Raw genomic sequence first — 25,736 nt, 5'->3', positions numbered from 1 at the left:
GGGTCCGATTAGGAGTGGGACAAAGGCCGGATTTCTGGACACGGACGGCATCCGGCTGGGACCACTGACCACACCTGAGGGTCAGCACACGCCATGTCTGCCGGTTGAGCTGGGGGTTACCTCCTGGGCTACGGTGCTGAGACGAGAGTTCGCTGACCTCCGCTCCCTACTGCGGCGTTGACTGGACGCCGAGGGAAAAATGACGTTCATCAGGAAGAAACTGGAGGCTCTTCTGCTCATTCCTGCTTCCGTCACAATTCAAGTACGCCCCCGTGCTGCAGAAGTTCCCGACTAGCCTTTGAGGCGAAATAGTCGCAGTGAGCCACAGGCTCAGGGGGCATAAAGGCAACACCTGACGCGAACGGCTCTCTCTCCCACGAACAACCCGGAACGCAGGTGTAAATGCCACGCGCGGAGGGGCGTTTTGCTCCTTCTGGCCGCTCTGCGAAGGTGAACCAGTTCGTGGCGTATTCGGAACAGTCTGACCCCACCGCTTAGGCAAACGGTGGGGGTCAGGCAGTGTCGAAATCAGAACCGACTCAACAATTCGTCTCAATCGCCGCGCGCTCTACACCGTCGCTGTTTCAGTCCTCAATGCCTCGACAAACGCTGCGCCCGTCCCGGCGCGCACCTCGTCCAGCGTGGCGCCCGGCATGAGCTCGGTCAGGGTCAGCTGGCCCGCTCTAAACTCAAAGACGGCTTTGTCGGTAATCACCAGGTCCACGGCGCCCCGGGCTGTCAGGGGCAGGGTGCAGTCGGGGACAATTTTGGGCGTTCCGTCGGGATCAGTGTGGCTCATGGTGATAATCAGGCGCCGGGCGCCGCCCGCCAGGTCCATCGCGCCGCCCACGCCCAGCAGGGGCTTCCCCGGCACAGCCCAGTTGGCCAGGTTGCCGTGGGCGTCCACCTGAAGGCCGCCCATCACGGCCACGTCCACATGCCGCCCGCGAATCATGGCAAACGAATCGGCGCTGTCAAAGTAGCTGGCTCCGGCCAGGGCCGTGACCGGAATCTTGCCCGCATTGACCGGGTAGTCCAGCGCGCCGCCGTCTTCGGGGGCCGGGCCGACACCCAGCATCCCGTTTTCGGTGTGCAGGTTGACGCCGTGCTCCGGCGTGATGAGGTCGGCCACCAGCGTCGGAATGCCGATGCCCAGGTTGACCACATCGCCCCGGTGCAGTTCTTTCAGGGCGCGGCGGGCCATATTCATGCGGGCCTCGTCCACCTTCTTGGCGCCGCCCTTCACGCTGGCGCTGCTACCCAGATGTTCGGCCGACAGGGTGCCCTGCACCAGGAAATCCACGTACAGGCCTGGCGTATGGACCTCACCCGGCGCAATGGTGCCCACGGGGACGATCTCCTCGACCTCGGCAATCACGAGGTCAGCGGCGGTGGCCATCGCCCGGTTGAAGTTCTGCTCAGTCAGGCGGTACTGGAGGTTGCCCGCCGTGTCGGCCCGCCACGCGCGAATGAAGGCCACGTCGCCGCACAGGGCCGGCACAAAGACCATCTCCTGGCCATTCAGGGTACGCACGTCGGCATCCCCGGCAATCAGGGTACCCGCCGCCGTGGGCGTGTAGAAGCCGCCCAGGCCCGCGCCACCCGCGCGGATGGCCTCGGCCAGCGTGCCCTGCGGCAGCAGTTGCACTTCCAGCCAGCCCTCCTGGTTGGCCTTCACCGCTTCCGGGTTGGAGGTGAAATATGACCCAACCGCCTTCTTGATCTGGCGGTTGCGCAGCAGGCGGCCACCACTCAGCCCCGGCTCCGAGACATTGTTGGCCACGTAGGTCAGCCCCTGCACGTCGGTTTCGGCCAGGGCATGCACCAGATGCACCGGGTTGCCCGTCATGCCGAAGCCCCCCACCAGCAGGGTCTGCCCGCTCTGGACCTTGGCAGCGGCTTCAGCAGCGGTGATTATGGGAACGGTCTTCACGCCTCGACCCGCTCGATAATGGCGGCTTCGCCCTGGCCCACGCCCACGCACAGGGTTGCCAGACCGTACCGGCCTTCCCGGCGCGCCAGTTCGTGCGTCAGCGCCACGATCAAGCGCGCGCCGCTCATGCCCAGGGGATGCCCCAGGGCGATGGCGCCGCCGTTTACATTCACCTTTTCCTCGTCCAGCCCCAGTTCGCGCACACACGCCAGGGCCTGCGCCGCAAACGCCTCATTCAGTTCAATCAGGTCGAGGTCGGCCACGCTCAGGCCTGTGCGAGAGAGCACCTTGCGGGTGGCGGGAATCGGCCCCAGCCCCATCACGCGCGCCTCCACGCCCGCCGAGGCGCCGCCCAGCCAGCGGGCCAGCGGAGCAAGCCCCAGCTCACGCGCCTTGCCCGCCGACATCAGCACCAGGGCCGCCGCGCCGTCGTTCAGGCCGCTGGCGTTGCCCGCCGTGACGCTGCCACCCTTGCGGAAAGCCGGTTTCAGGCCCGCCAGGGTGGCCTCGTCGGTGGCCAGGGCGTAGGCGTCTCCTTCTTTTTTCATGCGGGGGTGCTCGTCGGTGTCGACAACCGTTACGCCCTTACGGCTCTTCACCTCTACAGGAACAGTTTGGGCCTTGAAATGCCCGGCGTTGATGGCATCTACAGCCTTCCGCTGAGAATTCAGGGCGAAGGCGTCCTGATCGGCGCGGGTAATCTCGCCGCCGGCGTAGGCCCCCTCACGGCTGCGCTCCACGATGTTTTCTGCGGTCTCCCCCATCGCTTCAAGGGGAAACAGGGCTTCCATCGCGGGGTTGGGAAAACGCCAGCCCAACGTGGTGTCAAAAGCGGTCACGTTGCCGTTGGCAAAGGGGGCGCCGCCCTTGGACATGACCAGCGGCGCGCGGGTCATGCTTTCCACGCCGCCCACCACATACACGTCGCCCTCTCCACTGCGAATGGCGCGCGCCGCGGTGTTGACGGCCGACAGGCCACTGGCGCACAGGCGGTTGACCGTCAGGCCCGCCACTGTGTCGGGCAGGCCCGCCAGCAGGGCGCCCATGCGTGCCACGTTGCGGTTGTCCTCGCCGGCCTGGTTGGCGCAGCCGAAAATCACCTCTTCAATGGCCTCGGCCGGCACCCCGGCGCGGGCCACCGCTTCACGAATAACCAGCGCCGCCAGGTCGTCAGGGCGAACAGACGACAGCGCGCCGCGAATGGCGCCGATAGGGGTGCGGACAGCCGACACGATGACCACGTCGCGGTCATTCAGGTCGGTCAGGGAAACAGCGGGGTTGGCAGAGGCAGTCATGGGAACACTCCAGAAAGCAGCGCGAGAAGCCTCCGCAGCACTGGCAAGAGGCAGAGAGAAACAGACGGCTGCATTCAAGCGCGGCCAGAGGTCAGATGGAAGGGCCGGCGGCCTGCCAAATGGAACGCGGCCCCTGACGCCTGATAAGCGCGGGGCCGCGTGGCCTAAAAAACGCGAGTGTCCTACGGACTCCGGTTGAACCGGGCCTTCTGCCGGGTAAAATTCGAGCAGAGCGAGAAGGAGAGGCTACAGATGTTGCGCTCTGGAAGCGCGGGCAGTCCCTTTTCAGCTATGCCGTCATGAAGCGGCAATCCGTCTTACGAGGGTCGGCCCCGGCGCAGGCGGCCCAGCAGCGCGAAGACCTGACGCTGCTCTTCAGCCTGAATGGCGCGGCGAATGGCTTCCGGCGAGAGCGGGCGGGCCGCTTCTGGCTGGGGGGGGGTCTGGGGACGGGGGTCGTCATTCAGGTAGGGCGTACCCCATACCCCCCATGTCGACTGCGCCGCGTCCCTGGCCTTCCTGGTCATAGACCCAGGGTAGGCGGTGACTTCGCACAATTCTCTGACGGCCCTAAGAACAGGGTGAGTGCGGGATGTGGACAGCCCCGGCGCGGGCGTGGGGGCGCAACAGGTATGCTCCCGGACGTTCAGGGCAGGCTTTTTCCCCGCCTACCCAAAGGGAGAGCGCATGACCATCACTCAGACCCCCGCCTGGCAGGCCCTGCTGAACCACCACCGCGACCTGGCGGCCACGACGATGCGGGACCTGTTTGACGCCGACCTAGCGCGCGGCGAGACGCTGCGGGCCGAGGGCGCCGGCCTTTATCTGGACTACAGCAAGAATCGCGTAACCGGCGAGACCCTGCGCCTGCTCTTTGACCTGGCGCGCACAGTAGGCGTTGAGGCCAGACGTGACGCCATGCTGGCCGGCGACACGATCAACGTGACCGAGGGCCGCGCCGTGCTGCATACGGCCCTGCGGGCGCCGGGGGGAGCGAGCGTCTTGGTGAACGGCCGCAACGTCGTCCCCGATGTGCAGGAGGTGCTGGGCCGCATGGCGACCTTTGCGGAGGCCGTGCGCGGCGGCCAGTGGCGCGGCTTTACTGGCCAGCCTATCCGCAACATTGTCAACATCGGCATTGGCGGCAGCGACCTGGGGCCAGTGATGGCCGCCGAAGCCTTAAAGCACTATGCCCAGCGCGACCTGACGCTGCGCTTCGTCTCGAATGTGGACGGCACTGACCTGGTCGAAAAGACCCGCGACCTCGACCCAGCACAAACGCTGTTTATCGTCAGTTCCAAGACGTTCACCACCCAGGAAACGATGGCGAACGCGGCCTCGGCCCGCAGCTGGCTGCTCTCGGCGCTGGGGGACGAGGCCGCTGTGGCCCGGCATTTTGCCGCCGTGTCTACCAATGCGGCGGCCGTGCAGGCCTTCGGTATTGACCCGGCCAACATGTTCGGCTTCTGGGATTGGGTGGGGGGCCGCTACTCCCTGGACAGCGCCATCGGCCTGAGCCTGATGCTGGCGGTGGGCCCGGCGCACTTTCACGAGCTCCTGGCCGGCTTTCACGAGATGGACGAGCATTTCCGCGCAGCGCCGCTGGAACAGAACCTGCCGGTGCTGCTGGCGATGCTGGGCGTCTGGTATCACAACTTTTTCGGGGCGGCCACGCACGCCGTCCTGCCCTATGATCAGTACCTCGCCTATTTTCCGGCTTACCTGCAGCAGCTGGACATGGAGAGCAACGGCAAGCACATCACGCTGGACGGGCAGGAGGTGGACTATCAAACCGGCCCCGTCATCTGGGGCCAGCCGGGCACGAACGGTCAGCACGCCTTCTACCAGCTGATTCACCAGGGTACCCAGCTGATTCCCTGCGACTTTATCGGCTTCTGCCAGACCCTCAATCCTCTGCCGCTACCGAATGGGGCGCCGCACCACGACCTCCTGATGGCCAACGTCTTTGCCCAGACCGAGGCCCTGGCGTTTGGCAAATCGCTGGAGCGGGTGCTGGCCGAGGGCGTTCTGGCTGACCTGGCCCCGCACCGCGTCTTTGACGGCAACCGGCCCACGAACACCATCCTGGCTGACCGCCTGACCCCCCGCATCCTGGGCGCCCTGATCGCCCTGTACGAACACAAGGTCTTTGTGCAGGGCGCTGTGTGGAACATCAACTCCTTCGACCAGTGGGGTGTGGAGCTGGGCAAGGTGCTGGCAAGTCAGATTGTGCCCGAGTTGCACGGCGCCGGGACGCCAGAGTTACACCATGACAGCAGCACAAATGCCTTGATTCGGCATTACCGGGCCAGGAGATAGGGAGGCGGGGGGCAGGGCGGTCATGGGCCAGGTCGGCGCAGGATCGCCGCTAACCCGGTGAGGCCCCGGCCCTTTGTCCCCTCATGAGCAGGAGGGCAAGAAAGCAGGGAACCCAACAGTGGGTGCCAACGGCATTGAGGGACCAAAAACCCTCCTAAATGCCGTTGGCACTGCCGTCTCTTGTCACTGACTTCGTTCGCCTGAGAAACGCTGAAGGGTCATCACCGCTGGCCGCTCTGGATTCCGCTGCCAGGACGAGAGCATGCGCAATCTGCGTCGCTTTCCCCGAATACCTTGAGAATCTACCTCTTTGGCTTCTGCGTTCTTCAGGCTGGCCCTGAGTTTCCTCTCCGCGCAGTTCCAGCCGATAACCCTGACGCTTCATCGTCACGCACGGCCCGCGCGGCCACCTGGGCGCGGCTCAGGACACCGCCGTGGCCGGGCCAGATGACGCTGGTGTCCATCGCGGCGATACGTTTGAGGGTCGCCAGCGCCTGGTTATGGTCATGGTTGTAGGCGGCTCTCGGCAGATGAGCGCCATCTGAGGCGCTCACCACGGCGTCAGCGGCGATCAGCGTATCCCCCCGGCGCACCCCGATCTGCCCAGCGGTATGCCCCGGCAGATGAACCACCTCCCAGCCCAACACGTCTTCGCCCGGCAGGATGGCCCGTAGCGCGGCGGCCGGCACCTTGGGGTGCAGACGGGAAATCACGCGCCCCAGTTCTGGGCGGCGGGCCGGGTAGGGCAGGTCATGCACCTGACCCAGCAGGGCCGGATGTTCCAGTGGATGCGCCAGCACTGGCACGCCGGCGCGAGCGGCCAGAAAGGCGCTACCAGCGTGGTCCACATGTGCGTGCGTGAGCAGCAGGGCGTCTGGAACAAAGGCCCGCAGCAGCCCCGCAAAAGCCGGGGCATACCACGCTGCGCCGCTGTCCACCAGCAGCCGGCCTTGCGGCGTGGTCAGCAGGAAGACGTTGGCGTACAGAGGCCGGACGACGACAGTCACGCGCCCGATGATGCCATGAAGCAGAAGCTGGGGAAGCAAGCCCGCATGTGGCCTGCTTCCCCAGCTTCTGCCTGTTATTCGCGGCTGTAGCCGGTGGCCACCCACCCGCAGTCGGCGCGCTCCAGGGTGATGATGCCGCTGTAGGTGTCTGTGATGCGCTCACCACTGCTGCGTGAGGTCAGGCTGATGGTGACGCTGCCCCTCACCACGGCACTGTTGCCCACGACCCTGCTGCTCGTCGTGGTCACCTTGTAGGAGAAGTTAGAGAAGCCAGCGGCGTAGGCCCCAGCCGCCGCTGAAAGGGCAGATTCGGCTGCTGCCGCCGCTGTGGTCTGCGCCCCAATAGCATCCTGCTCGGGGGTCAATTGACAGCTGGCCGGCGCGCCCGTGCTGCTGACCTCGCCTGCTGGCGCCGCTGTGGGCAGGGTGCCCTGTAGGTTCGCCACATTGACTTTGTAGTTCACGCCCAGGGCCAGGCGCGGCCCAAAGATGGCCTGAAGTGGCGTATTGATGCGCTGCACGCCCGCCTCGACATACGCCTCCACCGGCACCAGCGGGACTCCGTAGCGCAGGCCCAGGCCCCCATGCACCACCGCAGTGCCATTCTGCACGTCGCCCCCAAGCAGCGCGTAGGCGGTTAGGCCAGCCGTACTGAAAATATCGAAGCTGGCCCCTACCCCAAACGCGGCGCCGCCCGCCCGGCCCTCCACGTTGCTCAGGCAGAAGGCCGCCTGGCCATAAAAGCCCAGCCGGCCTTCTTGCACCCCCGCGCGCACCCCAGCCACCTGACAGCCCAGACCCAGCGAGCTGTTTAGCCCCAGGCGCACGTCAGCGGCGCTGGCCGCTCCACTCAAACTCAGGGCACCCAACGCCGCCACGCTCCACCAGAATTGTTTCATCGGCCCCCGTTCTAACACAGGGGCGCCCGTGGGCCATGAGCCGAGTCAGGCGGCGAAGCGTCAGTAGGTGTAAAAGCCTTGACCACTCTTGCGGCCCAGCAGCCCGGCCTGCACCATCTTGCGCAGCAACGGACTGGGACGGTACTTGTCGTCTCCCAGGCCCTTATGCAGCACCTCCATGATGGCCAAGCAGGTGTCCAGGCCGATGAAGTCGGCCAGGGTGAGCGGTCCCATCGGATGGTTCATGCCCAGCTTCATGATGCCGTCAATGGCCTCGGGCTCGGCGACGCCTTCCATGACGCACTGAATGGCCTCGTTGAGCATGGGCATCAGGATGCGGTTGGAGACAAAGCCGGGGAAATCGTTGCAGGACAGCGGCGTCTTGCCCATTGCAGTGGCGGTTTCGGTCACGATGCGCGCGGTCTCGTCGCTGGTTTTATAGCCGCGGATCACTTCAACGAGTTGCATCAGCGGCACCGGGTTCATGAAGTGCATACCGATAAAGCGCTCTGGGCGCCCGCTGGCCGTCGCCAAGCTGGTAATCGGAATGGAACTGGTGTTGCTGGCCAGGATGCCGTCCGGCTTAACAATCTGCCCCAGTTGCTGGAACAGGTCGGCCTTAACCGCCTCGTTCTCTACGATGGCTTCCACCACTAGATCGCAGTCGGCAAAGTCGGCCAGGTCGGTGGTGAAGTGGATACGGCCCAGGATCGTTTCAGGGGTGTGTTGCAGCTTCCCCTTCTCATGCAGCTTGGTCAGAGACTTCTGAATAACACCCTGGCCCCGGTCCAGAAATTCCTGCTTCATGTCCTGCACGACCACCGTAAAACCGCTTTGTGCGGCGACCTGGGCAATCCCGCCGCCCATCTGTCCAGCGCCAATCACTCCGAATTTCATAGATTCACGTCCTTGCTAATGGGGAAGCCCCAGAGAAGCCGCCAGCTTGAACGGACCGTTCGGTCCGCTGGCCACACAGACCACCCCCGCCCGGTCCAATTCGATCAGAGAGACCGAGCGTGCTGCGTTCTGACGGGCCGATTTGAGACAGCGCTGAACTTGGGTTGTATTGACCCAGCGCCCGGTCGCGGCCTGTACAAAGCGGACGAGCACAGACAGCTCGGCCGCAGCTGGGAAGGGGCCAGACACGCTCACCTCTGCCCACTGAATCTGTCCCTGTCCATCCACGCCAAACCTCAGCGGATCCTTGAGCGACGGCACTGCTACACGGTGTTCGGTAAAGGTGAGTCCCAACTCCGTCTGGAGTGTCTGGCGGCCCAGCAGCACACACCCGCCCGGCTGACAGATGGCGGTCCGTAGCGGGGGCGTGGCCGTGCCGAGAAACCCGGCCTTGCTTCCCACGCCGCCCAGCATTAGGGCTAGGGCCAGCGCCTTCATTCCACCAGCGGCACGCCCTCAAGGTCCACGGCACGGCTGCGCTTGACGGGCGTAAACGCCGTGTAGCGGTAGCGCGCACAGCCTTTTTGCACGAAGGGGTCACCGTCGAAGATGTCCACCAGTTCCTGCAGGGTCTCCGCCTGGGCCAGCAGCACGCCGCCGGTGCGGTCCACCTTGCGGCCACTGGTCAGAAACAGGCCCGTACGGTAGTGCTGATCCAGCCACTCGCGGTGGGCGGGGGTCACGGCGGCGAGTTCTTCACCCATCTTCAGGTAGGTGCTTTCGATCATCCACAGGATTGCCATGCGCCTAGCCTACCCGTTTCACAGCCAGGGCCAGGCCATTGCCGCCGCCCATGCACAGGGTCGCCACACCCGTTTCCTTGTTCTGCTGCTTCAGGGCGTGAAGCAGCGTGACCAAAATGCGCGCGCCGCTAGCGCCGATGGGGTGGCCCAGCGCCACCGCGCCGCCGTTCACGTTCACGCGGGCCGAGTCCAGGCCCAGTTCGCGGCTGACAGCCAAACTCTGCACACTGAAGGCCTCGTTCAGTTCCCACAAATCCACGTCACCGGCCGTCATCCCCAGCTTCTCCAGCAGCTTCTGGGTGGCGGGCACCGGGGTCATCATGACCCACTCGGGGGCCAGGCCGCCTGTCGCGTAGCCGGTAATTTCAGCCAGGACCGGCAAGCCGTGGGCCTGGGCCACCTCTTCAGAGACCACCAGCAGACTGGCCGCACCGTCGTTGAGGCCGGGCGCATTGCCCGCCGTCACCGAGCCGTCTTTCTTGAAAGCAGGCTTCAGGCGGCCCAGGGTTTCCAGGCTGGTATCAGCGCGGGGGCCTTCGTCAGTGTCCACCGTCACGTCGCCCTTACGGCCCTGTACCGTCACTGGCACGATCTCATCCGTGAAGCGCCCGCCCTTCTGCGCAGCGACAGCTTTCTGGTGGCTGGCCGTCGCGTAGGCGTCCTGCTCCTCGCGGCCAATGCTGTATTTCTCGGCCACACGCTCGCCGGTCAGGCCCATCCCTTCGTCGTTGATGGAACACCACAGGCCGTCATGGGTATTGGCGTCCAGCACCTGCGCGTGCCCCAGGCGGTAGCCCTTGCGGGCGCCGGGCAGCAGGTGAGGCGAGTTGCTCATGGATTCCATGCCGCCTGCTAGCACCGCGCGCTGGTCGCCGGCGCGAATGCTCTGGGCCGCCAGAATGACCGCCTTGAGGCCGCTGCCACACACCTTGTTGATCGTCAGCGCGCCGACCTCATGCGTTAGGCCCGCACGCAGGGCGGCCTGGCGAGCTGGGTTCTGTCCACTGCCCGCCTGCACGACTTGGCCCAGGATGACTTCCTCAACCAGTTCGGCGCTGAGCCCCGCACGCTTCAGAGTCTCGCGCAGGGTGATGGCCCCCAGTTCGACAGCCGGCACATCAGCCAGGGCGCCCAGAAACTTCCCAGTGGGCGTGCGGCTGGCCGCCACAATCACAGCTTTGGTCATGCAGGCAGTTTAGCGCGCCGTGCCTAACGGGCGTTAGGTTGCCGTCCACCACAGGCGGCGAGTGAAGGCACCACGCGCCTCTGCTTTCTGGCGCCGCAGGGTGTTCAACCCAGCTTCGTCCACGCCATCCAGTTCGGCCAGCGCCAGCACGACTTCCAGCACATCGGCCAGTTCCTCTAGGTCTCCGCTTTCCAGATATTCCGCGACCTCTTCTTGCAATTTCGCGCGCAGGGCGGCACGAAAAGCCGCGTCATCCAGAGGTGTGGTCTGCCCACCAAACAGTTCAGGGATGCGGTCGCGCACAAGTTTGCTCATGGCTGCACGCTAGCGGATGGTCAGCGACTGCGGCGGGAAGGTGAGGTTGAGTTCCTGCTCGTCAGCGAACACGCGCGTCATTCGGACGGTGACGGTGTACTCGCCGGGCGGCAGCGGCAGCCAGCGGTTGAAGCGGTCAAGGGGGGCATTCAACTGAAGACGGTCCCAGTGACATGGACCAGTTGGACAGACCTGACCGAACTCCATAGGGGAAATCAGGTCAGAGGTGTACCAGCGCACCGCTTCGCCGCGTGCGTCGTGAATGACGGCGTTCAGTGGCCGCTCCCCGGAAAAGAGTGACACTGACCGCCGCGTTTCGTTGTGCAGGGTGACGGCGAGAGTCAGCATCTGGCCCATTTGCGCTGTTCTCGGCATACGCACTTCAGCGCGCAGCGGCCCTGTCTGAGCCTGCGAAACCGGAAAGGCAGGGGCGCGCGTCACTTCAAAACCAGTGGTGGGCGGCTCAAGACCAGCCAGGCGCAAAGCAGCCCGCAACTGCGGCTCGGTGGCCGTCCCCGAGCCAGACACCACACTGACCTCGCAGGTGCGCCCAGGTTCACAGACCCGCCACCGCACGCCCCGAAACTCAAAAGGCAGCGGCTCAAAGGCTTTGGCGTACCTCTGCCCCTGCGCCTCCTGCTGCTGATAGGTGGCCATCCACATTGCCCGCTCCTCCGCTTCCCGGTCGGGCAACAGCGTGCAGGCACTCAGCCCCACCAGCGCCAACCCTACCCCCACCTTTTTCCACATGCCCCGCACCCTACTGGACGCGGCGGCGACACCTTTGCCTGTTTGCCCTGCGTGGTAGCCTCGCAACATGTTTGAGTCCCTGGGCAACAAGTTGCAGGACATTCTGGACCGGGTGGGCAAAGAGCGCCAGCTGACCGAGGCGCAGGTGAAAGCCGCCATGCGCGAAATCCGGATGGCCCTGCTGGAAGCCGACGTGAACTTCAGCGTGGCCAAGGATTTTGTGGCCAAGGTCAGCGAAAAGGCTGTGGGCCAGGAAGTCATGGGCAGCCTGAATGCCGGGCAGACGGTCGTGAAGTTGGTGCACGACGAGCTGATTGAAACCCTGGGGGGCAAGGCGGCGCAGCCCGAGCTGAAGACCGAGGGGAACGTGTGGTTCATGGTGGGCCTGCAGGGGGCCGGCAAGACGACCAGCACGGGCAAACTGGCCGCCCACTACAAGAGCAAGGGCCGGCGCGTCCTGCTGGTGGCGGCCGACACCCAGCGCCCGGCAGCGCGTGATCAGCTGGAAGTGCTGGCCCGGCAGGTGGGGGTCCCGATTCTGAAGGTGGCCGACGGCGAGACCCCCAGTGAAACCAAACGCCGGGTAGACGATCACCTGAAAACCGATTTCCGCGACCTCGTGATTGTGGACACCGCCGGCCGCCTGCAGATTGACGAGGCCCTGATGGACCAGCTGGCCGACCTGCAAGCGGCCATGCAGCCCACTGAGTCGCTGCTGGTGGTCGACGCCATGACGGGTCAGGAAGCCCTGAACGTGGCCCAGACCTTTGATCAGCGCGTCACGGTGACGGGCTTGGTGGTCACGAAGATGGACGGCGACGCGCGCGGCGGAGCGGCCCTCTCAGCGCGCAGCGTGACGGGCAAGCCCATTTACTTTGCGGGGACCAGCGAGAAGCTGACGGGGCTGGAACCTTTTTACCCTGACCGGGTCGCCGGGCGCATCCTGGGCATGGGCGATGTGCTGGGCCTCATCGAGCGTGCTCAGCAGGCCGACCTGAAGGCCATGGAGGTCAAGAAGCCGGGCGATTTTGACCTGGAAGACTTGCTGACCCAGCTGCGCCAGATTCGCAAGATGGGGCCACTGGGCGACTTGCTAAAACTGATTCCCGGCATGAGCCGCGCACTGCCTGAAGGCTTCAATGTGGATGAAAAGCAGATTCAGCGCATTGACGCCATGATCTCCAGCATGACCCTCAAAGAGCGGCGCAACCCCAAGCTGATTGACGGGCGCCGCCGCAAGCGCATTGCGGCCGGCAGTGGTCACACTGTTCAGGACATCAACAAGCTGCTAAAAATGCACGAGCAGATGAAGGACATGATGAAGATGCTGGGCCGCATGACGGGCCCTGGCGGCAAAGGCATGAAGCCGCCGCGTCTCCCCAACGTGCCGCCGAACCTCAAGCGCTAAGCGGGGCGTTGACAGGTCTGGCCGACCTCCGTATACTCACTCCCGCTGAAGAACGCGCCTCGTGCGGGTGCAGCGGTGTGGGACGTTAGCTCAATCGGTAGAGCAGCTGACTTTTAATCAGCGGGTTGTAGGTTCAAGTCCTACACGTCCCACCAGAACAAAAGCCCCGCCCAGCGCGGGGTTTCTTCGTCTCCCCTACTTCCTGCCCAGTCCTGTCTTTTCCCGGCAATACGCCAGTTTTACCCCAATAGCTTTTTTGCCCGCACACTTACCCCAGTTTGCGGCGCCGCACTGTTTTGACTGCTGGCCGGCGAGCGGCAGCCGCCACTGGCTTGGCCTTAATCGGAGCAGGTTGACTCCGAGGGGCCAGCAGCTGAGAGCTATCCAGCGCCGCCGCCCGGTGCTCCTCTTCATACACATGGGCGTAGGTCTGGAGCGTGAACGCCACGTTGGCATGGCCCAGCCGCTCACTGACCACCTTGGGACTGATCTTCTGGGCCAGGGCCAGACTGGCGTAGGTGTGGCGCAGGTCATGGAAGCGGATGCGCGGCAGCTCCGCCTGCTTGATCAGGCCCCACCACGTCCGGTTCAGGGTGTAGGTGCCCAGCGGCGTGCCCACACTGCTGGGGAAGACCAGGTCATGATCTTCCCAGCGGGCCCCCGCCTTCCCTTTCATGGCCACGACATGCCCTCTCTGGTGGCCCAGCACGGCCATCGTCTCAGCGGCGACATGCACGCTCCGGCGGCTGCGGGCGGTCTTGGGATCAATGAACTGCGGGCGGTGGTTCACGATGACCAGGTTCTGCCGGATGTGCAGCTTCCCCTCCGCCTCGTCCACGTCCTGCCACCGCAGGCCCAGCAGTTCGCCGCGGCGCAGCCCGGTCATCAGGGCCAAGTAGAACAGGGGATGCAGAGCGTCACCCTGGGCCGTCTCCAGAAACTTGGCAGCCTGCTCTGGGGTCCATGCCTGCATTTCCTGCTGGGTCTTGCGGGGTGGGGCCACGTTCTGGGCCACGTTGCGGCCCACGAGCCCCCAGCGCAGGGCCTGCTGCAATGCGCGGCGCAGCACGGCGCGGGCGTACCCGGCCGTACGGGGACTCAGGCCGTCGCGCAGCATGCCGGACATCAGGCCCTCGACGTGCAGGGGGGCCAGCTTGAGCAGCTGCACCTGGCCAATTCGGGGAACCAAATGCTGGTCCACGAGGTACTTGTAGCTCTGGTGGCTGGTGGGCTTGAGTTCCTGCTGAACGTGGTCCAGCCAGGCGGTGAGATAGGTTTCCAGGGTGTGGCGGTTGGGGGCGGCCAGGACGCCGGCCGCTTCGTCACTTTTCAGGGCGTCGCGTTTGGCGGTGACTTCTTTGCGGGTGCTGCCGTAGAGGCTGATGCGGCGCTTCTGGCCAGTGGCATCTTCGAGGGTGGCGCGCAGCTCCCATTTGCCGTCTGGGCGAAGGCGAAGGCTGCCCTCGCCGTTTGATTTTCGTGCGGGCATGGATAGTCCTTTTCAGTAAGGGGAAAACTGATTTTCTTGTATTTAGGTGGTGCGATCATCCCCTAAAGGGCGGGAAGGATACGGCATGTTTGGGTCTTGCCCAGTCTGTTTGAGGTATTGCTCGTGAGTGATCACCTCAGTCCCTTGTTCGAGGTACATAAAGTGCCCCTTGGGTAAGGGGTCTTGCTCGAATTGAGGAGGTTGTGCCTCTTTTAATTTAAGAACCTGTATAGCCTTCTCGATTAATCGTTTCAGCTCTTCAATCAAAGAAACCGCATCAGGAAAGTCGATTTCGCCGTTATGCCATTGAACTTTGAAATTTCCAGCGCTATCAACTATGTAATATGTCAATCTCTGAGGATAAGCCTCTTCACCTAATTTCTTCATTCGCTTACCAGATGCATCAATCCGTTCGTCATGGTGCTGAAATGCATTTCTAAGATCGCGCTTGGAAATAGGAGAGTCGTCGGCAACATCGTATAAGTCCCGAAGATGCTGTGAGCGTGCAAGATTTTTTGAAGAGAAGAAAATTCGCGACAAAGCAGCAGAGTGATTCACGAGCGCTTCCAAGTAGATACGAACTGTTTCTGCATTAGTCAGCTCATTGTCAAGATCTGTTGTAAAGTTATTATTGCTAAAATCTGCCGATTCTAAAAACTGCATCATGCCTTCATGAAACACAAGTGCCGCTTGAGCTTGAAAGAAGATCTCCCTGCCGAAATTAGCCTCAATCGCTCTCTGATCATCAATATCCATATTTTCCCCTCAGAGTAGAATGTGTTCGGGTGCCGCCATAGCGAGGCTGGCGGATAAACGAGGCGTAAATGAGGAACTTCCGGCCCTAGTCCTGGCTTGCGCCAGGACTATCTCTTGGACTCTTCATTGGTTGGACGTTTGACCCAGGGGAAGTACGGCGACTGCTTCGGGGCAACAAACGCCACGCGCACAGCATGGTCAGGCGTGCTGTGTGCTTCTAACGTGTCGCAGATGCAGTCCTGCTCGCGGCGAGACCGCCATGCGGGGTCAATGATCACTTGCAGGGTCAGCCCATTTTCCTGGGGCACGATGGCGGGCCACTCATGGATGCGGCCTTCCACAAAAAGGCGCACCACGGCTTGCCGGAGGGCTTCAGGGAGGTCATCCCCTTCAGGCCAGAGCAGAAGGTTTTGAAAGCGGCCACGCCACCACTGGTGAAAGATCTCGCCGTGATCGAGGATGTCTGGCTGCATCCGGTAGGGCGGCTCAATCACGTTGGTGTAAAGGGTGCATTGCGCCTTGGCCAGTCTCAGGATGCTGTCCACCATCTGGAAGATGACGTGCAGCTGGACCTCGCTGCTGTTCCAGGTGATGCAGAGGATGCTTCTGGCCTCACCGTGTCGGCTGAACTGTGGCTCAACGTCGTTCTGCTCGAACAGCCGGCGCCAGCCAGAGTCGTCGAGACAGTCATACATTTCCAGAACGTGGTGGGCCACGGACTCCCCTCCCCTACAGGAACTGGACCTTCTTCCGGCTCAGGGCCACCACGTCTATGAGGCTCGCCCTGTTCCCCGGTAGCCTGTCGATGTCCAAGCCACCCCATCCAGGCTCATGGCATACACGTGCCCACAGTTACGCACGCTGCTGGTTAGCTGTACTGGCTCGTACTCCGTGTTATCGCTCCACATGGCCGGGCGTCCATTGAACAGCTGCAGGCGCTTCACCACGTGGGTGCCGTCCGCCAGGCGGAATGCAAACACATAGCCACGCTCAGTCAGAATCTCCCGGCGGTTCACGAGTACATAGGCGCCGTGGGTTAGCCCCGTGCCATCTGGCAGCGTCATGCTGTCGCCATCTACCTGCAGCACGAACATCTCGAATCGGCGGAAAGGCACCGGGATGTTGAAGCGCTTGCGACTGGTGAAGGGGTTGGGATCGAGTAGCGTTCCAGCGCTAACGGAACCGACGAGAGTGGCTTTGCTGGGGGCATAACGACGAGCCAAAAAATACGTTTGCATCAGTGTTTCTCCACCTCAATTCAGGTTCGGGTTGTAATCGCTGGCCACGGATACGACGCGGCCAATGATCTGGGCTTCAGCGGCTGGAACGTCTTCGTACTGCCGGTTCTCTGCTCGAAACACAGGACCGAGGCGGGTGGGGGTGTAAAGGCGGACATGGGCGCCCTCATGGTCCGTGATGACGTACACCAAGCCCTCTTGAGGGGAGGTTTCAGAGCGGTCAACGTGTAGGACGCTGCCAGGGCGGATGCTGGCGGGGCTGGTCCCGTGCATCTCGTCTGTGTCGGCTTGCAGGAGCAGGGGCTTCTTGATGCCTGGGGCCACCACGTCGTGGTCAAGGGCGGCGCCGGGGTTGTCTGGCGTCAGGGCGGCCGTGAGCGGGTACACGTCGGCGGTGCCTTCCCCGATCAGGGTGGCGTCCATAATGCCTAAGTCAACGCCTGTTGCTCTTTGCAGCTCAACCATTGACCATTTCAGTGCTCGAGCTAGAGCGATAACTCGACCTAGAGCCATATCGGTGAGGTGGACACGTCCCGTCTCTAAGTCAGATACGGCTTTTTGAGAAATGCCATCTTCCGAGGCGTCTGCTACGCCCTCTTGAGAGAGACCTAACTGTGTACGACGTATTCGCAGCGCGGTGGCCCACGCCGGTATGTCGCGCGGTTTTAGTCGTGTTCGAGGTTGGGTCATAGTCATGGTGGCTAGCATTTCGGGGCTAGTACGCCAAGACTAGGCTTAGAGTTTCCTGACTTGCAAAACCTTCACGCCTAACTAGGCTTGCATTACTAGTCGCAGAACTCTATAATCACCTGTATGACTAGCCTCAAAAATCTGAAGAGTTTGCGGGATAGCAGGGGGTGGACGCAACAGGAGTTGGCGGACAAAGCCAGCGTGCACGTAGATGTAATACGCAAGCACGAACAGAACGCTGTGAAGGACACACTGCTGAGTATCGCCCATCCCATTGCCAAGGCTTTGGACGTCTCTATCGAAGCTCTTTTTTTGTCTGAGTCTAGTCATGAAACTCTAAAAGTCGCTGAGCAGGTGCCTGCATGACCTCCCCTGCCCCCCACCTCGACGCTGACCTGCTGACCGTGGATGACTTGCGCGCCCTAACCCAGCTGGGCCGGGACCACGTCTACCGCCTGCTGGAAACCGGCGAGATCAGAAGCCTGCGCGTGGGCCGGCAGTTCCGCGTCCCGCGCAGTGAGTACGAGGCCTGGAAGGTGCGCGCCCTGAAAGCCAGCACCCCGCAGGCCATCTCCATTCCCATCACCCTGACCGCCCCTCGTGGGCGTGGGCAGCGCGCGGGCAACCAGCGCTGAAACGAAAAACCGCGCCCTGACCCTCGGAAGTCGGCGCGGAAGGAGAAACCCTTATGACGCACAGTAACACGAACCCCAACGCCGGACTCGACCTGACCCTGACCCCTGGCCAGCTGCGCCGTGAGCAGCAGCGCGACCACCGCGCCGATCAGCGCCACCGCCAGCTTGTGATGGACCTGAAGGCCGCTGGTGTGACCGGCCTGCGCTGTGAGCAGTGCGGCACCCTGCACAGCGTTTACGCGGTGGGCGGCCCCTGCAACGCGGATACGGACGGCCAGGGCACGGTCTGCGGGCACTGGGACCTCAAGGAGATTCGTTCCGCTGTGAAGCCTGCCCACCCGCAGACGGTGCCCTTCCAGCCCCTGACGGTCCAGGGCGGCGCGGCATGACCTCGCCCAAGACCGGCTGGGCCTATGACCGGCACGAAGCTGTACTGAGCGACATTGCCCTGGAAATCGTGGCCAGCGACAAGACGCCGATTTGTTTGGTGGTGCGCGGCTCGCTGGCCGAAGTGGAGGGTGAAGCGCTGTCCGTACAGGCGCTGGGTTTGGAGTGCGTGGTCAGTTTCGCGCTGAGCCGGGAAGAGGCCGTGCTGCTGGGACGGGCGCTCCTGCGCGAAGGCGGCGCCGCATGAACGGCGCCCTGCGGATGGACAACGCCGAGTACAAGCGCAAGGCGATGCAAGCCGTAGTGGACCAAGCCGTCGCCCAGTACCGAGCCCGCCAAGCTGGCCAGCCCCTGCCTGCCGCGCCACGTGAAGAGCGCGCTGGTCCCCGCATGTTGCCCCTGGAGGTTCTGAAATGACGATTGCTGCCGCTGCCATCGTGCTGGCCCTGCTGCTGGCCTACGCCGCCTACAACCTGCCGGACGTGGCCCCCACGCCAGAACCCGAAGCCAGCACCGCTGAGCGCCGCCGGGGCGGGACCTTCCTGCGCGCTGGCCACCTGACCCGCGCCCTGGAGGCCCGCGCCGCTGTCCGTGGAGATGACGGCGTAGTCACGGTGCGCGCTGGGAGCCGGGCATGACGGCCATTGAGAAGACCACCGCCAACCTGATGCTCTCGACCTTCGACCAGGGCGCCGTGATGCGGCACCTAGGCCTGAATCCCAATGACCCCGCCACCCAGGCGCTGCTGCTGGTCTGCCAGAAGTACGACCTTGATCCCATCCTGAAACACGCCCTGCTCATCAAAGGTCGCCTGTACGTGACCCGTGATGGCCTGCTGCATGTGGCGCACCGTTCCGGGGTGTTTGACGGCATGGAAGTGCTGGACCAGGGCAGCGACCAGACCCACTTCACTGCGAAGGTCAGCGTGTACCGCAAGGACATGGGCCGCCCCTTCACGTACATCGGGCGCTACCCGAAGTCGGGCCAGATTGCCAAGGACTACGGCCCAGAGATGGCCGTGAAGGTGGCTGAGGTCATGGCAATGCGCCGCGCGTTTGATGTGGCTCTGTGCGCCCAGGAAGAGCGCTGGGACGAAGAGGCCCAGCGTGAGACGGCTCAGGTGGATCAGGGCCGGCGCACTGATGTGACCCGCGAGGTGCAAGAAGCCGCCGGGACGCCCGCACACACCGTGCCCGCTCAGCAACCTGCCCCCAAAGAGGAACTGCTGCAACGCTGGGCCAGCAGCATCGGGGACATGACGGACCGGGTGCGCAAAGTAGCACCGGCCGCTGAGGTGCAAAGCATCCTCGACACGTACAACTGGCGCGCGGATCTGGACGCGGCCCGCGCCTGCCACGCGGACCTGAAAGCCCTGGGCCTGAAGCACGCTCCGAAGACGGACGCACAGCCTGCTCAGACTCAATCGGAAGCCCAGCAGCCTGCCGCCCAAACCGATGCCGAGCCGATGGCGACGGCCGCCCAGATCGGGCAGCTACAGGCCGCCGCGAAGGGGATGGGGGCCGACACCAGTGCGGTGCGGGCGATGGTCTGGGGCCACCTGCTCCAGCACACCGGGCCGGTCAGCACCAAGCAGCTCAGCGAAGCCGAGGCCACCTGGCTGCTGAATGCCATCAGCCACCTCAGCCCAGAGCAGCGCGCAGCCAAAGTCAAAGCCGCGCAGGAACAGTTCAGTGGAGCGCCGTTCTAATGACGGCTTCTGTTGACCCACTGCAACCAGTGGTTGACGCCTGGTTCCCGGCGACGGCCGCTGAGTTCCGGGCCATCCACCAGCAGCCCTGCGTGGGCGCGCCCCTGGAAGCGGTGGGGCAGGCCCGCGCGCACGGTCTGGCCTGCATGACCGACGAGGAGATCGAGCAGCTGGCCCGCGCCTTGCAACTCGCCCACCTGCGCTGGCCCAGTGATGTGGACCGCCTCTGGCACTTCGTCATCCTCCGGGGCATGGCATGAGTGTGCTTGCACCTGTCCTGCGCTGGCCGGGCTCCAAATGGCGTGTCGCGGACTGGGTCATCGGACACCTGCCACCGCACAAGGTTTACGTGGAACCTTACTTCGGTTCTGGCGGCGTGTTTTTCAACAAAGAGGCCGCGCCGCTGGAGATCATCAACGACCTGGACGGCAACGTGGTGCTGCTGTTCAAGGTCCTGCGCGAGCAGCCCCAGGCGCTGGCCGATCTGCTGGCCTTGACGCCCTGGGCGAAAGACGAATACCTGGCCGCACACCACGCCCTCAAGCAACCTGAAGGGCTCAGCGACTTAGAACGGGCCCGCCTGATCGTGACCGTGACCTGGCAGGCCTATGGGAAACGCGCGGTGGCCCACCGCAGTGGGTGGCGCTTCCGGGGCGTGGACCAGCAAACGCCGATGACCGCCTGGCAGAGTCTGCCGGACCGAATCCTCTTTGCGGCTGAGCGCCTCGCCCACGTCCAGATCAGCAACATGGACGCCTGCAAGCTGATTCGCCGCGTGAACAAGCGCGACACGCTGCTGTACGTGGATCCGCCTTACCTGGGTGAGACCCGTACGGGCGGCACGCTGTACGACTGCGAGATGAAGGGGCAGGCGCAACACGCCGAACTGCTGGCGACTCTGCAGGGCCACCTCGGGGCCGTGGTGCTGAGCGGCTACCCCAGCGCGCTGTACGACGAGACGCTGGTGGGCTGGCACCCGGTGAGCACGACGGCGCGGGCGCAGAGCAATGGGCACCGCGAAGAGGTGCTGTGGCTGAACGATGTGGCTTGGCGGCGCCTCCGGGGCGCGCAAGCCTCCCTGGCTTGGGATCTGGGCGAAGAGGTGGATCTGTGAGCGCCCATGCCACCGTCTGGGCCTGGAATCAGAAAGCCGGCAAGGCCAAAGCCGTCCTCGTAGCCCTGGCTAACTTCGCGGACGCCCACGGGGTCTGCCGCGTGCCGCAGACCCACCTGGCGGCCATGACCGAAGGCAGCGTCAAGACCGTTCAGCGCCACCTGCAGCAGCTGGAAGACAGCGGCCTGATCGCCCGCACAAAGCACTGGGATGACGAGGGCCGGCAGGAGCTGGACGAGATTCAGCTCTGCGGCTTCCGCCCCGCGTTCACGCCTGGAAAACGCCGTGTTTCCGGGGGCGACAATTTGACGCCCTATCGGGAAAAGCCGGGCGACATTTTGACGCCCATAGAACAAGATCCTTATTCCTTATTGAGTTCTACGTTTTCTACCAACAACAACGGCGCGGGCGAGCTGGAAGCCGGGCCGGACCTGACCCAGGTTTCGCCGGGTGGTGTTGGTGAAGGGCCGGAGCAACCCCAGGCCGGGCAGGCGCCTGACGGCGCGGCCTCTGGCGAGGCCCAAATGGTTTCGCCCTCACAGGATCAGTCAAAAAACGCTCACCACAACGGAGACAACGTGAACGCCGATGGTTTGAAACAGGTTCCGCCGGCCGCCGCGCGCTCGCCGTACCGCGCCGCGATGGACTCGATCAGCGCCGCCGGGCTGTTGCCGGTGTGGCGCGACTGGGTGCGCCTGAACCGCCTGGCCCAGGTCACGCAGGAAGCGCAGGTCCTCGTCTGGGCCGAATGGATTGGCGCCGGGCAAGCCGAAGTGCTGCGCCACAACGCTGTGGACCTGATTCAGAGCGGCAGCTTTAGCCACCCCTGGGGCGCCCTTCGCAAGCGGATGCAATTCGACCCGAACGCAGGCCAGAACGGGCAGACCACGGCTACCCCAGAGCGCCCAACCCTCGCTGTTGGGCAGCGGGTCCGGTACCCGGACGGCAGCGAAGCCACTGTGCTGGCCGTGCTGAGCCGGGGCATCGCTACCGACCACCCTGACTTCCCCGACGTGCCGCTAGGCCAGGTCAAAACGCTGGAGGTCCTCTCGTGACCGCGCCGCGCCCCCTGCCCCAGAACCACGACCTGGAACGCCAGGCGCTGGCTAGCGTGCTAGTGGACCCCGAAGCCTGGGCCTTTCTGGCGCCGCTGGCCCCGGACGCCTGGCATAACCCGGCGACCAAGGAACTGGCCGGCCTATTCCATGACCTGCACGCCGCTGGGCAACCGCTGGACGATGCTGGGCTGATTCTGGGCCGCGCTGTGGAGAGCGGCCGGGGCCATCTGGTCAACGCCGCGTTTCTGGCCGGGGTCATGACCGCCGAGACCACGGGCTTTTACGCGGAGCACTACGCCGCTGAGTTGCGCCGCTTGCACGGCCGCCGAGAGACCATCCGCCGCAGTCATCAGGCCATTCATCACGCCACGGAAGGTGACCTCAGCGCGGAAGAACTGGCGGCGCTGGTCTCCCAGATCGGTGGCGCGCTGGAAGACCGCCGGAAACAGGGTTTCACCACGCACGCGCAGGCCATTGACGCCGCCCTGGCCGACATTGAGAGCACGGCCCCAAACGCGCTAAGCACCGGCTTCTCCGATCTGGACGATCAGATCCTGGGCTTTGAGCCTGGGGCGCTGTACGTGCTGGCCGCGCGCCCGGCCATGGGCAAGACCGCTCTGGGGTACAGCTTCGGGCTGCACACGGCCCGCAACGGTGGCCATGTGGGTGTGGCGAGTCTGGAAATGCCTGCCAAGGCGCTGGCCCTGCGGGCCCTCGCCACCGCCGCCGGGGTGGACCTCCACGCCATCCGTCAGCGCACCACCTCAGCGATGGACCGCGAACGCCTGCGAGTTCAGGCCAGCCGGATGCGGGCTCTGCCCATCACCTATTTCGAGGCCACCGACCAGACCGGCGCCAGCATCGCGCGGGACGCTCGCCAGCTCCGGCAGGCCGGGCAGTTGGACCTGCTGCTGATCGACTACCTCCAGCTGATCGAGTCGGGCAAAGGCGGCAACGAAAACCGCGTGCAGGAGGTCAGCGCCATCTCGCGCAGCCTGAAGAAGTTGGCGATGGAATTGGAAATTCCCATCGTGGTCCTCAGCCAGCTGAGCCGCGCGGTCGAGATGCGCCCGAATCACCGGCCGATGCTGAGCGACCTGCGCGAGTCCGGCGCCATTGAGCAGGACGCGGACACGGTGATGTTCATCTACCGGGACGAGTACTACAACAAGGAAACCGACCAGCAAGGGATTGCCGAGGTCATCGTGGCCAAGCAGCGCAGTGGCCCAGTGGGCACCGTGCGGTTGTCGTTCAGCAGTGAGTACGTGCGGTTCGGCAATCTCAACCGCAATCCCGCCCTTCTCTAACCCCCACCGCCTGGCCGGTGGGCCAGGGAAGGAGTACCGCATGCAGACCTACGGCATCTTCGGCCTCAGCTTCATCACGGCGAACATCAAGACTGATAAGGACAGCGGCCGTGTTGTGGATTTCAAATGGGCCTTTTCGCAGGGTGTCCGCGCTGAACGCAAGTTCACGCTGGAGCACATCCCCACGCTGAAAGGTGCAGCCCAGGAAGGCGGGAAGCTGCGTCTGGAAGTCACGCCCCGCATAGATGGCACCCATCTACCCAGCGTGGACGTGCCCGTGGTGCTGCGCGGCAACATCACGATTGACGCGGATGGTGCCGTGGTGTGCACCACCCGCGTGATGATGAGCGACCTGGAGCAGTCGGGGCTCAGCACTGATCTGGTGGTGAACAGCACGAACTGCCTGGAATGCACGGTCAGTAACCAGCCCACGTTGGAAGAGCAGACCGAAACCCAGATCCAGGACGAGTTGAAGAACATCGCGCTGGAAGGCCAGGAACCACTGTTTCCCGTTGAACAGGAAGCCTCCAACATCCAAGAAAACACCCAAGAAATGGGCACCCCCGAAGCGCTGCTGGCCCAGCTGGGCTTCGGGCAGCTCAGCCAGCTGCTGCAACAGATCGGCCGTGACCCCGGCGAGTGGAGTGACCCCAACAGCACCAACGATCAGGACGCGGCGGAGTGGCGTGCGCTGCTGGCCGAGTACTGGCCCCAGGTGGAAGGCGAGGTGCGCGCCCTGCTGGGCCTGGCCGTGCCCGCTGCTGAGCCGACCACCGACGCCGGGCCGGTGCCGCCCCGCGTGGTGCTGGAACCCAAAGCGCCTGGTGAAGATCTGCCGTTTGAGCTGCCCGACACCGACCCCGCTGCTGACTGACCGAGGAACGGGGCGGCTGATCGGGCCGCCCCAGGTGAATCCCATGACGAAGAACGCCCGACTACAGCAGCCAGAACATCAGGCCCAAGACCAGCAGGATGCCCAGCAGTTCCAAGAAGACTGCTCGCCAGGTTCTTTGCTGCATCCATACCTTCCACAACTCGGCGCCCATCACCACCCCTATCCCTATCGTCGCCAAGGCGAGATAGGCCGTGGTCTGCACCAAATCAGCCAGCTTCAGACCAACCGCAATAACCACCAGCGCGAGGCCAAGTGCACGGAGCAGTTTCGGTCTGTCATGCACGCTCGTCATGCGCCGACTGTACAGGACCAGCCCGCACTGGCCTTGCCTACTTTGACCCGCACGCAGCGCCAGGTGTTCAGCGCGGTCTACTCCCAGCCGGCCCAGAGCCTGAATGGTCTCGCCCGCGTCACGGGCTTGGCCTGTGGCACGGTCAGCAAGGCGGTGGCCCGCCTGGAAACCCTGGCCCTGCTGACCAGTGAGCGGGTGGACGCGGTGCGGGTGGGCGTACACAACCGGCACACCCGCACCTGCCGCCTGGTCAGCCCGGCGCCCTGGACCGCCGCATGACCCGCGCAGTGCTTCGCGGCATTACCCTGCGCCACCCCTGGGTCTGGGCGTTCCTGCACGGTAAGGACGTCGAGAACCGGAAGTGGCACCCCTCGCGCATGGGCGGTCAGGTGGGCATGTACCTCGCCCTGCACGGCGGCGCCCTGCCCCGCAAATCGGACGACGAGTACCTCGACGAGATTGCCCACGCCCTGGAGTGGATGCAGGACCTGGGCCTCATTCCCGGCGTCGAGTTGCCGGACTTTGGCCACTACTACCAGCCGCAGATAATGCGCGGCGTCAGCCCCGAGCCCACTGTCGAGAACACGCGGCCCTTCTGCCCCACCGGCATCGTGGCCGTCGCCCGGTTGGCCGAGGTGACACAAAACGACCCCAGCAAGTGGGCCGCTGAGGGCCAGTACCACTGGCGCATGGCTGACCTGCTGACGCTGCCCGTCCCCATTCCGCACCGTGGCGCCCAGGGCCTGTGGCAGCTGCAACCCGAAGCGCTGGACCAGGTGCGTGCCGCCTGGAAAGCGAGGACCGCCGCATGACGAGCAATGACGAGATGACCCCGAAAAAGGCCGAAATTGAGGCGCTGCTGGGCCGTTGGGAGGCGAGTGCCGATCAACGGGATGCACGGGCCACAGCAGCCCAGGCAGAGGCGGCAGCGCGGTGGGAAGGGGGTGCAGACATCTTCCGTATCTGCGCCCAGGAGTTGAGAGAGGTGCTGGCCACTCCGGCCCCCGCCGCCGCAGAGGTGCAGGCGCAGAAAGCACTGAGGAACGTCTTGCTGATGGCCAACCGTTGCCAGTACCGCCAAGAACACGGTAAGGCCGTGGATGCTGACGTGTGGGCCACGCTGAGGCGTTTTTGTGCTGAGGGCGGTGTAGAGAACTCCCCTTTGCGAGACCACCAGCAGGCCCCCGCAGCAGGGGCGGAGGCGCTGCTGGGCGAGGCCATTGACCTGTTGCACGACACGCAGACAACGCTGATTCAGTACGGTGGCCGTGGTGGACACACACACCAGCGTGTCCGCGCATGGTTGGCCGCCCTCCCCGCCCAGCCCCAGCCCGCGCCGGAGGGTGAGGGCTGAT

Annotated in this window: 34 protein-coding genes, 1 tRNA gene and 1 pseudogene; 18 read left to right on the top strand and 18 right to left on the bottom strand. The window is 64.2% G+C overall.

Annotated elements, in window-relative coordinates:
* Positions 1–568 precede the first annotated feature (568 nt).
* The 3 genes from K7W42_RS18235 to K7W42_RS18225 form a co-directional block, all read right to left on the bottom strand.
* Positions 569–1,933, bottom strand: coding sequence for a 3-oxoacid CoA-transferase (locus K7W42_RS18235; RefSeq protein WP_224576432.1), 1,365 nt, complete (start codon positions 1,931–1,933; stop codon positions 569–571).
* Complete coding sequence (locus K7W42_RS18230) at positions 1,930–3,228, bottom strand: thiolase family protein (protein ID WP_224576430.1); 1,299 nt, start codon at positions 3,226–3,228, stop codon at positions 1,930–1,932. The genes K7W42_RS18235 and K7W42_RS18230 overlap by 4 nt, the downstream gene beginning before the upstream one ends.
* Positions 3,229–3,545: 317 nt before the next feature.
* A complete protein-coding gene (locus tag K7W42_RS18225) occupies positions 3,546–3,755 on the bottom strand; it encodes a hypothetical protein (protein ID WP_224576428.1) in 210 nt (69 codons plus the stop codon).
* A gap of 160 nt (positions 3,756–3,915) precedes the next feature.
* On the opposite strand from K7W42_RS18225, the gene pgi reads away from it, so the two are divergent.
* Entirely contained in the window at positions 3,916–5,547 is a 1,632-nt protein-coding gene (gene pgi / locus K7W42_RS18220; protein WP_224576426.1) for a glucose-6-phosphate isomerase, read from the top strand.
* A 326-nt stretch (positions 5,548–5,873) separates the two neighbouring features.
* Here the strand turns inward: pgi and K7W42_RS18215 are convergent, their stop codons facing one another.
* From K7W42_RS18215 to K7W42_RS18180, 8 genes are all read right to left on the bottom strand, one after another.
* Positions 5,874–6,554, bottom strand: a complete 681-nt coding sequence (locus K7W42_RS18215; RefSeq protein WP_224576424.1) for an MBL fold metallo-hydrolase — start codon at positions 6,552–6,554, stop codon at positions 5,874–5,876.
* 74 nt (positions 6,555–6,628) lie between these two features.
* Positions 6,629–7,453 (bottom strand): hypothetical protein, encoded by an 825-nt coding sequence (locus K7W42_RS18210; protein WP_224576422.1) that lies wholly within the window; start codon positions 7,451–7,453, stop codon positions 6,629–6,631.
* Between the two features lie 60 nt (positions 7,454–7,513).
* Positions 7,514–8,350: a 3-hydroxyacyl-CoA dehydrogenase family protein gene (locus tag K7W42_RS18205; RefSeq protein ID WP_224576421.1), complete on the bottom strand. Its 837-nt coding sequence runs from the start codon at positions 8,348–8,350 to the stop codon at positions 7,514–7,516.
* Positions 8,351–8,365: 15 nt separating this feature from the next.
* Positions 8,366–8,848: a hypothetical protein gene (locus K7W42_RS18200; protein ID WP_224576419.1), complete on the bottom strand. Its 483-nt coding sequence runs from the start codon at positions 8,846–8,848 to the stop codon at positions 8,366–8,368.
* A complete protein-coding gene (locus K7W42_RS18195) occupies positions 8,845–9,153 on the bottom strand; it encodes a YciI family protein (protein WP_157457472.1) in 309 nt (102 codons plus the stop codon). The genes K7W42_RS18200 and K7W42_RS18195 overlap by 4 nt, the downstream gene beginning before the upstream one ends.
* Positions 9,154–9,157: 4 nt before the next feature.
* Positions 9,158–10,339: a thiolase family protein gene (locus tag K7W42_RS18190; protein ID WP_224576417.1), complete on the bottom strand. Its 1,182-nt coding sequence runs from the start codon at positions 10,337–10,339 to the stop codon at positions 9,158–9,160.
* Between the two features lie 33 nt (positions 10,340–10,372).
* On the bottom strand, positions 10,373–10,654 hold the full coding sequence (locus K7W42_RS18185; RefSeq protein ID WP_224576415.1) for a nucleoside triphosphate pyrophosphohydrolase: 282 nt from the start codon (positions 10,652–10,654) through the stop codon (positions 10,373–10,375).
* Positions 10,655–10,663: 9 nt separating this feature from the next.
* A complete protein-coding gene (locus K7W42_RS18180; protein ID WP_224576414.1) occupies positions 10,664–11,404 on the bottom strand; it encodes a hypothetical protein in 741 nt (246 codons plus the stop codon).
* A gap of 67 nt (positions 11,405–11,471) precedes the next feature.
* Here K7W42_RS18180 and ffh point away from each other — a divergent pair, with 67 nt between their 5' ends.
* Both ffh and K7W42_RS18170 read left to right on the top strand, forming a co-directional pair.
* Positions 11,472–12,812: a signal recognition particle protein gene (ffh, locus tag K7W42_RS18175; RefSeq protein ID WP_224576413.1), complete on the top strand. Its 1,341-nt coding sequence runs from the start codon at positions 11,472–11,474 to the stop codon at positions 12,810–12,812.
* A 79-nt stretch (positions 12,813–12,891) separates the two neighbouring features.
* Positions 12,892–12,967, top strand: a tRNA-Lys gene (locus tag K7W42_RS18170).
* Between the two features lie 113 nt (positions 12,968–13,080).
* Here K7W42_RS18170 and K7W42_RS18165 read toward each other — a convergent pair.
* The 6 genes and pseudogenes from K7W42_RS18165 to K7W42_RS23325 form a co-directional block, all read right to left on the bottom strand.
* Positions 13,081–14,301, bottom strand: a complete 1,221-nt coding sequence (locus tag K7W42_RS18165; RefSeq protein ID WP_224576412.1) for a tyrosine-type recombinase/integrase — start codon at positions 14,299–14,301, stop codon at positions 13,081–13,083.
* 42 nt (positions 14,302–14,343) lie between these two features.
* A complete protein-coding gene (locus tag K7W42_RS18160) occupies positions 14,344–15,057 on the bottom strand; it encodes a hypothetical protein (RefSeq protein ID WP_224576411.1) in 714 nt (237 codons plus the stop codon).
* Between the two features lie 107 nt (positions 15,058–15,164).
* Positions 15,165–15,773 carry a hypothetical protein gene (locus tag K7W42_RS18155; RefSeq protein ID WP_224576410.1) on the bottom strand — a complete coding sequence of 203 codons (609 nt, stop codon included), beginning with the start codon at positions 15,771–15,773 and terminating at the stop codon, positions 15,165–15,167.
* A gap of 54 nt (positions 15,774–15,827) precedes the next feature.
* On the bottom strand, positions 15,828–16,295 hold the full coding sequence (locus tag K7W42_RS18150; protein ID WP_224576409.1) for a S24 family peptidase: 468 nt from the start codon (positions 16,293–16,295) through the stop codon (positions 15,828–15,830).
* A 15-nt stretch (positions 16,296–16,310) separates the two neighbouring features.
* Positions 16,311–16,718, bottom strand: a complete 408-nt coding sequence (locus tag K7W42_RS18145; RefSeq protein WP_224576468.1) for a S24 family peptidase — start codon at positions 16,716–16,718, stop codon at positions 16,311–16,313.
* 60 nt (positions 16,719–16,778) lie between these two features.
* Positions 16,779–16,985: pseudogene (locus tag K7W42_RS23325) on the bottom strand (helix-turn-helix domain-containing protein); the annotation flags it as partial.
* Positions 16,986–17,108: 123 nt separating this feature from the next.
* Between K7W42_RS23325 and K7W42_RS18135 the strand changes: the two are divergent.
* From K7W42_RS18135 to K7W42_RS18080, 12 genes are read left to right on the top strand one after another with little or no spacing between them, the layout of a single operon-like run.
* Positions 17,109–17,351: a helix-turn-helix domain-containing protein gene (locus K7W42_RS18135; RefSeq protein WP_224576408.1), complete on the top strand. Its 243-nt coding sequence runs from the start codon at positions 17,109–17,111 to the stop codon at positions 17,349–17,351.
* Complete coding sequence (locus K7W42_RS18130) at positions 17,348–17,620, top strand: excisionase family DNA-binding protein (protein WP_224576407.1); 273 nt, start codon at positions 17,348–17,350, stop codon at positions 17,618–17,620. Before K7W42_RS18135 ends, K7W42_RS18130 begins: the two co-directional genes overlap by 4 nt.
* Positions 17,621–17,673: 53 nt before the next feature.
* Complete coding sequence (locus tag K7W42_RS18125; RefSeq protein WP_224576405.1) at positions 17,674–18,009, top strand: hypothetical protein; 336 nt, start codon at positions 17,674–17,676, stop codon at positions 18,007–18,009.
* Positions 18,006–18,254 carry a hypothetical protein gene (locus K7W42_RS18120; RefSeq protein WP_224576403.1) on the top strand — a complete coding sequence of 83 codons (249 nt, stop codon included), beginning with the start codon at positions 18,006–18,008 and terminating at the stop codon, positions 18,252–18,254. Before K7W42_RS18125 ends, K7W42_RS18120 begins: the two co-directional genes overlap by 4 nt.
* A complete protein-coding gene (locus tag K7W42_RS18115) occupies positions 18,251–18,424 on the top strand; it encodes a hypothetical protein (protein ID WP_224576401.1) in 174 nt (57 codons plus the stop codon). Before K7W42_RS18120 ends, K7W42_RS18115 begins: the two co-directional genes overlap by 4 nt.
* Complete coding sequence (locus tag K7W42_RS18110) at positions 18,421–18,645, top strand: hypothetical protein (protein ID WP_224576399.1); 225 nt, start codon at positions 18,421–18,423, stop codon at positions 18,643–18,645. The genes K7W42_RS18115 and K7W42_RS18110 overlap by 4 nt, the downstream gene beginning before the upstream one ends.
* Entirely contained in the window at positions 18,642–19,715 is a 1,074-nt protein-coding gene (locus K7W42_RS18105; protein ID WP_224576397.1) for a recombinase family protein, read from the top strand. The genes K7W42_RS18110 and K7W42_RS18105 overlap by 4 nt, the downstream gene beginning before the upstream one ends.
* The gene (locus tag K7W42_RS18100; protein WP_224576395.1) at positions 19,715–19,975 is read left to right on the top strand and encodes a hypothetical protein; all 261 of its coding nucleotides are present in this window, start codon (positions 19,715–19,717) and stop codon (positions 19,973–19,975) included. Before K7W42_RS18105 ends, K7W42_RS18100 begins: the two co-directional genes overlap by 1 nt.
* Positions 19,972–20,829, top strand: a complete 858-nt coding sequence (locus tag K7W42_RS18095; protein ID WP_224576393.1) for a DNA adenine methylase — start codon at positions 19,972–19,974, stop codon at positions 20,827–20,829. Before K7W42_RS18100 ends, K7W42_RS18095 begins: the two co-directional genes overlap by 4 nt.
* Complete coding sequence (locus K7W42_RS18090) at positions 20,826–21,884, top strand: helix-turn-helix domain-containing protein (RefSeq protein ID WP_224576391.1); 1,059 nt, start codon at positions 20,826–20,828, stop codon at positions 21,882–21,884. The genes K7W42_RS18095 and K7W42_RS18090 overlap by 4 nt, the downstream gene beginning before the upstream one ends.
* Positions 21,881–23,194: a replicative DNA helicase gene (locus K7W42_RS18085; protein ID WP_224576389.1), complete on the top strand. Its 1,314-nt coding sequence runs from the start codon at positions 21,881–21,883 to the stop codon at positions 23,192–23,194. Before K7W42_RS18090 ends, K7W42_RS18085 begins: the two co-directional genes overlap by 4 nt.
* 40 nt (positions 23,195–23,234) lie before the next feature.
* Positions 23,235–24,068, top strand: a complete 834-nt coding sequence (locus K7W42_RS18080) for a hypothetical protein (RefSeq protein WP_224576387.1) — start codon at positions 23,235–23,237, stop codon at positions 24,066–24,068.
* A 61-nt stretch (positions 24,069–24,129) separates the two neighbouring features.
* Here the strand turns inward: K7W42_RS18080 and K7W42_RS18075 are convergent, their stop codons facing one another.
* A complete protein-coding gene (locus K7W42_RS18075; protein WP_224576385.1) occupies positions 24,130–24,381 on the bottom strand; it encodes a hypothetical protein in 252 nt (83 codons plus the stop codon).
* Here K7W42_RS18075 and K7W42_RS18070 point away from each other — a divergent pair.
* From K7W42_RS18070 to K7W42_RS18060, 3 genes are read left to right on the top strand one after another with little or no spacing between them, the layout of a single operon-like run.
* Positions 24,367–24,660 carry a MarR family transcriptional regulator gene (locus K7W42_RS18070; RefSeq protein ID WP_224576383.1) on the top strand — a complete coding sequence of 98 codons (294 nt, stop codon included), beginning with the start codon at positions 24,367–24,369 and terminating at the stop codon, positions 24,658–24,660. The genes K7W42_RS18075 and K7W42_RS18070 overlap by 15 nt on opposite strands.
* Positions 24,657–25,193: a hypothetical protein gene (locus K7W42_RS18065; RefSeq protein WP_224576381.1), complete on the top strand. Its 537-nt coding sequence runs from the start codon at positions 24,657–24,659 to the stop codon at positions 25,191–25,193. Before K7W42_RS18070 ends, K7W42_RS18065 begins: the two co-directional genes overlap by 4 nt.
* Positions 25,190–25,735 (top strand): hypothetical protein, encoded by a 546-nt coding sequence (locus tag K7W42_RS18060; protein WP_224576379.1) that lies wholly within the window; start codon positions 25,190–25,192, stop codon positions 25,733–25,735. The genes K7W42_RS18065 and K7W42_RS18060 overlap by 4 nt, the downstream gene beginning before the upstream one ends.
* Position 25,736: the final 1 nt, after the last annotated feature.

The organism is Deinococcus betulae (assembly GCF_020166395.1).
In the GTDB taxonomy this organism is placed as follows: domain Bacteria; phylum Deinococcota; class Deinococci; order Deinococcales; family Deinococcaceae; genus Deinococcus; species Deinococcus betulae.
Note: the sequence above shows the minus strand (reverse complement) of the source record. Positions and strands in the feature narration are given on the sequence as shown.